A 6316-nucleotide genomic window follows, 5' to 3' on the forward strand; every position below is an offset into this window, starting at 1 on the left:
GCCCGGAGACGGCCGACCCTGGGCGCGTGCTGCGCGTCCACGGCGCCCTGCGTGGGGTGCCCGACGTGTCGCCCGCCGACCTGCGCGGGGTGGGCGAGGAGCGGATCTCGGCGATTCTCGACCACAGCGTCCGGATGGACGACGCCGTCGACCTCGCGACCGATCCGGTCGTCCAGGCCCTCGCGCGGCCGCACGCGGTCGTCTCCGCGCTCGTGGCCACCCGGCAGTGGGACGTGGTCCTGCACGCGGCCTTTCGCGGCGCGCTCCCGGCGCTGATCGAGGAGACCGACCCCGGTGTCCGGGCCGAGGTGCTGCGGATGCACCAGTTGGGCCGGGAGGAGGGCGCGGCCACGGACCTGGCCGGATATGCGGGCGGGCAGGGCTGGACCGCGCTGTGGGCCCGTTGGCACGACGGGGGTTCGTCCTACCCCGATCGCTGGCCCGGGCCGGTGGCGGCGGCCGGCACCGGACGCGGCCGGCTCGCGGGACACGTTCTCGTGGTCGATCCCACGGGGGTGATCCGCACGATCGACGCGGCCACCGGCGCGATCAGCGGCCGGGTCGGCAGCACGCCGCCGGTTCCCCTGCGGGCCGTCGCCGGTACGTTCGACGGTCGGCTCGCGACGCTGAGCCTGCCGGGCGGGCTGGACGTGGTCGACCTCGGGTTCGCGGGGCCGCGCAGCGTGCTCGAAGCCACCTTCGAGCACCTGGTGAACGCGTGCGGGGCGGAGCCGACCGCGCTGTGCGCGGATCCGCTGGCCGCGATCGGCGACGACGCCGGCCGGGTGTGGTGGCACCGCTCCCCGTCCGCGCACGACGGCGTCGTCTCCGCGGCTCTGCACACAGGCCCCGTGACGGCGCTGGCCGCGGTCCACCTGGATCCACACGCCGCCCTGACCCTGCTGATCAGCGGCGGCCTGGACGGGCGGGTCCGCCTGTGGAGCCCGGGCGCCGACCCCATCGCCGACCCACTGGACGCCCGGCAGAGCCCGGTCACCGCGCTCGCGGCCGACCGCACCGAATCCGGCCCGATCATCGTCGCCGCATGGGCCGACGGCCTGGTCCGCGTCCACCGCACCGACGACGACACGTCGATCGACCTACGCCCGGGCGCCCCGGTACACGGCATCGGCATCACGCGCTCCGGCCCCGTCGTCCTGGGCACGGCGGTCGGCGTAACGGCCGTCCACCTGACCTGACCCAACGCCCCGACCTCGCCACGGCCTCCCGCCCCGCCCCCCGCGACCGATCCCCGCGACCGATTCCCGTTCCGCCACCGACCCCCGCCATCGTTCCGCGCGACCGACCCCCGCCGGCACCCCCGTCACCGATCCGGCCGGCACGCCGCTTGACTTCGTGTCATCGCGTCGGGATCCTCGCGGCGGGGCGGTGGTCGGTACACAGCGGTCCTGCGGGACCAGTGGGAGGAAACCACGTATGAGTGGCGATACCGGTGGGGCGTACGAGGCGGCGTATCGGCGCAGTCTGGACGATCCGGACGGATTCTGGTTGGCGGCGGCGGCCGACATCGACTGGGTCACCGCGCCCACCCGGGCGTTGGACGCCGCGAACCCGCCGATGTACCGGTGGTTCCCCGACGGTGAACTGAACACATGCCACAACGCCCTCGATCGCCACGTCGCGAACGGACGCGGTGAACAGGCCGCGCTGGTGTACGACTCGCCCGTCTCCGGGAGCCGACGCACCTACACCTACCGGGAGTTGCTGGACTCCACCGCGCGGTTCGCCGGGGTACTGCGTGGGCTCGGGGTCGGCAAGGGCGACCGGGTCGTGCTGTACATGCCGATGATTCCCGAGGCCGTGATCGCGATGCTCGGGTGCGCGCGGCTCGGGGCGGTGCACTCCGTGGTCTTCGGCGGATTCGCCGCGCACGAGCTGGCCGTGCGGATCGACGACGCCCGGCCCAAGGTGATCGTGGCCGCGTCGTGCGGGATCGAGCCGACCCGAACGGTCGCCTACAAACCGCTCCTCGAAGCCGCGCTGGCCGAGGCCACCCACCGGCCCGAGCACCGGGTGATCGTGCAACGCCCCCAACTCGTCGCCGAGTTGACGGACCACGACCTGGACTGGGACACCGCGCTGACCGCGGCCGCGCCCACCGAATGCGTCACCGTCGCGGCCGGCGCTCCCTTGTACATCCTCTACACGTCCGGCACGACCGGACCGCCCAAGGGCATCGTCCGCGACAACGGCGGGCACGCGGTCGCGCTGCGCTGGTCGATGGAGAACGTGTTCGACGTGCACCCCGGCGAGGTCTCCTGGACCGCGTCGGACGTGGGCTGGGTGGTCGGCCACTCCTACATCGTGTACGCGCCGCTGCTCACCGGCTGCACCACCGTGCTCTACGAGGGCAAGCCGGTCGGCACCCCCGACGCCGGAGCGTTCTGGCGCGTCGTCGCCGAGCACCGCGCGACCATGCTCTTCACCGCGCCGACCGCGTTCCGCGCGATCAAGAAGGCCGACCCGGACGGGAAACTCCTTGCCGCGCACGACCTTTCGTCCCTGCGCACGCTGTTCCTCGCGGGGGAGCGGCTCGACCCCGAGACCTACCGCTGGGCCGGTGAGATGCTCGGCGTGCCGATCGTGGACAACTACTGGCAGACCGAGACCGGATGGCCGATCGTCGCCGACCCGATGGGCCTGGAACCGCACCCGACCAAGCCGGGCTCGGCGACCCTGCCGGTACCCGGATACGACGTGCGCATCCTCGACGCGCAGGGGCGCGAAGTCCCGCCGGGCGTCGACGGCTCCGTCGTGCTCAAGCTGCCGATGCCACCCGGCACGCAGGCCGGCCTGTGGGGCGACGACGAGCGTTACGTCGCCTCCTTCCCGACCGCGTTTCCCGGCTACTACCTCAGCGGCGACGGCGGCCACAAGGACGAGGACGGCTACGTCTACGTCATGGGGCGCACCGACGACGTCGTCAACGTCGCCGGGCACCGTCTGTCCACCGGTTCGATGGAAGAGGTCCTCGCCGCGCACCCCGACGTCGCCGAGTGCGCCGTGATCGGGGTCGCGGACGAGCTCAAGGGGCAGGTCCCGCGTGGCCTGGTCGTGCTCAAGGCCGGTGTCGACCGCGAACCGGGCGACGTGGCGGCCGAGTTGGTGCGCCGCGTGCGCGAGACGATCGGACCGGTCGCCGCGCTGCGCCGGGTGGACGTCGTCGCAGCGCTGCCCAAGACCCGCTCCGGCAAGATCCTGCGCCGCACCATGCGCGACATCGCCGACGGCAAACCGACCGAACTGCCCTCCACGATCGAGGATCCGGCGGTGATCGAGTCTCTGCGCCGGACCCTGACGGACGATCAGCCCGAGTAGATCGCTCGTGGCGGCGACTGCGCGCCCAACGGCTCCTTGAGCCAGGTGTCGTACAGCCGCTGCCACTCGCCGTTTTGTTTGAGCTGTTCGAGCAGCGCGTTGGCGAAACGTACGAAGTCCTTGTCGGCCAACGGAAACGCCATGCCGTGCGGCTCGTCGGTGAAGACCGGGCCGACCACCCTCATGTCCTCGTCCTGCGCGGCGAGACCCTTGAGCAGCGCCGACGTGGTCGACACCGCGTCCACCTCGCCCTGTTGCAGCGCGACCAGGCAATCGGTCCAGTTGTCGGCCGCGTAGGGCAGTACGTGCGCGGGGTCGTCGCGCAGATAGGCGATCGACGTGGTGAGCCGGACGGTGCACACGCGCTTGCCGCGCAGATCGGCCAGGCTCGTCACGCCCGCACCGTCGGTGTCGTCGCGGATCATCACCCGTTGGCCGTCGGTGTAGTAGTCGCTGCCGAACGCCATCACGACCTTGCGATCACACGTGATGGTCATCGTGTCGATCACCACGTCCACCACGCGATCGCGGATCACCTCGGGGCGTTGCGCCTGCGTGATCACCTTGTAGCGGATGTGTTCGCCGGCCGGGCCGGCCCCGCCGAAGATCGCGGTCGCCAGCCGGTCGGCGATGTCGATGTCGAAGCCCTTGATCCGGCCGGAGCGGGTGTCCAACTCGGCGAAGTAGCGGGTGTTCTGGTCGACGCCCACGATCAGATATCCGCGGCGCAGGATCTTCTCCATCGTCGAACCGGCGGGCATCTGCCCCGGTGTCGGCAGCGGCGACAGCGGCGACAGGCTCTCGCGCGGGTCGCACGCCGGGGCCGACGAGGGCGCCGGGTAGTCCTGAGGAAGCGCGGGACGGGCGCCGGACACGGAGACGCGCGCGCTGGGCCCGGGGACGCCCGGCTGACTCGCCGGGCTGTACGAACAGGCCACGAGGGTCAGCGCCGGCAGGATGGTCGCGACCGTTCGGCGTCTCCCTGATCGCATGCCACTCCCTCTCGCCCAGGCGGCGTGTGTCCGTTCCCGATTATCGACCCGCCTGTGACCAAATGCCGTGTGTGGCAGGAAACATGGGGGGTTCCCTCAACCGCGACCTCGCGGTGTGGGACGGCGGACCCGAACGTCCGCGCGGCAGCACGGCCGGAGTCGTCGCGCAGGCCCGCGCGGCGGGCAAGGACCTGTACGTGCTGTGGCCCGACGGAGCCGCGCGGACACGAACGTCGGGTAGTGGCAGGGGCACCGACGGGGCGTCGGGTTCGGCGCGAGGCGAACGAGCCGGCGCGGGCGAGGGAGTCACCTCGAAAACGGGCCCACACGCATGACGTGTGGAGGTTTGTCGGTAGACCCGTCGCATGGGTACCGACGCGTTCCTGATCCTCTACGCCGTCATCGCCGTCGGCGGGCTCACGGCGCTGACCGTGTGCACGCTGCGTCTGCGGTTCGCCACCGGCCGTCCCGGCGTGGGCGGGCCCGCGTACGGCTCGCTCGGGTGGTACGAACTCGCCTTCCTGCGCGGGGGTCCGGGACGCGTCGCGGACACCGCGATCGTGCATCTGTACGCCGCGGGCGGGTTGCACGTCTCGCGTGAGGGCGCGCTGACGCCGACGGGGGCGCCGCACGGTGCGGATCCGGTCGGGGACGCGGTCCTGGCGGTGGTGGAGGCCGCGCCGGGTGTATCGCTCACGCCCGTGCGGGCGGCGGCCGCGCGGGCGCCGGCCGTCCAGGAGATCGGTGACCGGCTCGCCGACCTCGGCCTCCTGCGCCGGCGACCGAACCCGAACACCCGGGGCCTGCTGACCGCCGGATGGGTTCTCCTCATCGCATTCGTCATGGCCGTCACCCCGATGGTGATGTTCACCTCGCCCATGGTGAGCGACCGGCGATCGGGGATGCTGATTCCGCTGATCATGGTGACGGCGATCTTCGCCGTTTGGATGGTCGACCTGCTGCACTCCAAGCGACTGGCCCGGACCACGTTCACGGGCAGCCGGTACGCGGAGGCGGCGGTGGACGACTGGCCGCGTCGATTGCCGCTCGACCCGATCGGGGCGGCGGCGCTGCACGGCGACTACGGCCTGACAACCCCCGAACTGCCTGCGATCTTCCGCGAGTCGGCCCTTCGCGAACGCAGCACACGCCACCGCCCGTCCGCGGTCACCTGGCCTTCGCTGTATCAGTCCACGTATGGAGCCGACGCCGGGACGGCCTCGTGGTGCGGCGGTTCGACGTGCGGGGGCGGTTCGACGTGCGGGAGTGGCTCCTCGTGCGGGAGTGGCTCCGCGTGTGGCAACGGTTCGTCGTGTGGAGGCGGTGGAGGCGGGTCGTCCTGTGGAGGCGGTGGAGGCGGTTCGTCGTGTGGGGGTGGAGGCGGGTCGTCGTCGTGACGTGCGGGCGCTCGGCGGTGGCCCCCTCGTCGTCCCCGGCCGGCTGTTGCCATTGTTCGGCCGGGGGCGACGGACGCTCCGCTTCGTGGCGGCTAGCGCAGCGCGTCGGTGCCGGCGGCGGCCCGGTCGGTTCCGGGCGGCGCCTGGAGGCTCGACGGCGGTGTCGCCGGCGGGCTTTGCCTGCGGGCGGACATCACGGCGAGCGCCAGGGTGGCGATGCCGGCGATGCCGCACACGATCGAGATGCCCGGCAGGATCAGGCCCAGGACGGAGTTCTGCGCGTCGCGCCACTCGGAGTCGGTGACCCGGAAGAGGCCGAGGCCGGCCGCCGTGAGGCCGACCACAGCTATCACGGCGTACCAGATCAGCGGATTGGCCTCGCGCTGCTCGCGCGGGGCCGGCGTGGCGCCTGCCGCACCGACGGCGCCTGCCGCACCGACGGCGGGTGGCGCGGGAGCGGCGAGGGCCGTGGGGTCGGCGAGAGCCGCCTCCAGGATGGGCGCGGCCGGGAACTGATTCGGCCGAACCACCTTGGTGGGGGCGTCCGTCGCGTGCACCGTGCCCACCGGCGGGGCGGGCGGGGTCGGC

Annotated in this window: 5 protein-coding genes and 1 pseudogene; 4 read left to right on the forward strand and 2 right to left on the reverse strand. The window is 72.5% G+C overall.

Annotated elements, in window-relative coordinates; translation table 11 throughout:
* Nucleotides 1-1199 (forward strand): annotated as a pseudogene (locus GT354_RS39650) (hypothetical protein); the annotation flags it as partial.
* Between the two features lie 238 nt (nt 1200-1437).
* Nucleotides 1438-3339, forward strand: coding sequence for a propionyl-CoA synthetase (locus GT354_RS39655; RefSeq protein WP_161361237.1), 1902 nt, complete (start codon nt 1438-1440; stop codon nt 3337-3339).
* On the opposite strand, the gene GT354_RS39660 is transcribed toward GT354_RS39655, so the two are convergent.
* Nucleotides 3327-4331, reverse strand: coding sequence for a transporter substrate-binding domain-containing protein (locus GT354_RS39660; RefSeq protein ID WP_161361239.1), 1005 nt, complete (start codon nt 4329-4331; stop codon nt 3327-3329). The two genes, GT354_RS39655 and GT354_RS39660, sit on opposite strands and share 13 nt — an antisense overlap.
* 83 nt (nt 4332-4414) lie before the next feature.
* Between GT354_RS39660 and GT354_RS39665 the strand changes: the two genes are divergently transcribed.
* Both GT354_RS39665 and GT354_RS39670 read left to right on the forward strand, forming a co-directional pair.
* On the forward strand, nt 4415-4666 hold the full coding sequence (locus GT354_RS39665) for a hypothetical protein (RefSeq protein ID WP_161361241.1): 252 nt from the start codon (nt 4415-4417) through the stop codon (nt 4664-4666).
* A gap of 30 nt (nt 4667-4696) precedes the next feature.
* A complete protein-coding gene (locus tag GT354_RS39670) occupies nt 4697-5728 on the forward strand; it encodes a TIGR04222 domain-containing membrane protein (RefSeq protein WP_161361243.1) in 1032 nt (343 codons plus the stop codon).
* A gap of 92 nt (nt 5729-5820) precedes the next feature.
* On the opposite strand, the gene GT354_RS53010 is transcribed toward GT354_RS39670, so the two are convergent.
* A partial coding sequence (locus GT354_RS53010; RefSeq protein ID WP_202512815.1) for a hypothetical protein occupies nt 5821-6316 on the reverse strand: 496 nt, incomplete at its 5' end.

Origin of the sequence: Streptomyces sp. SID3343 (assembly GCF_009865215.1) — a bacterium.
Lineage (GTDB): Bacteria > Actinomycetota > Actinomycetes > Streptomycetales > Streptomycetaceae > Embleya.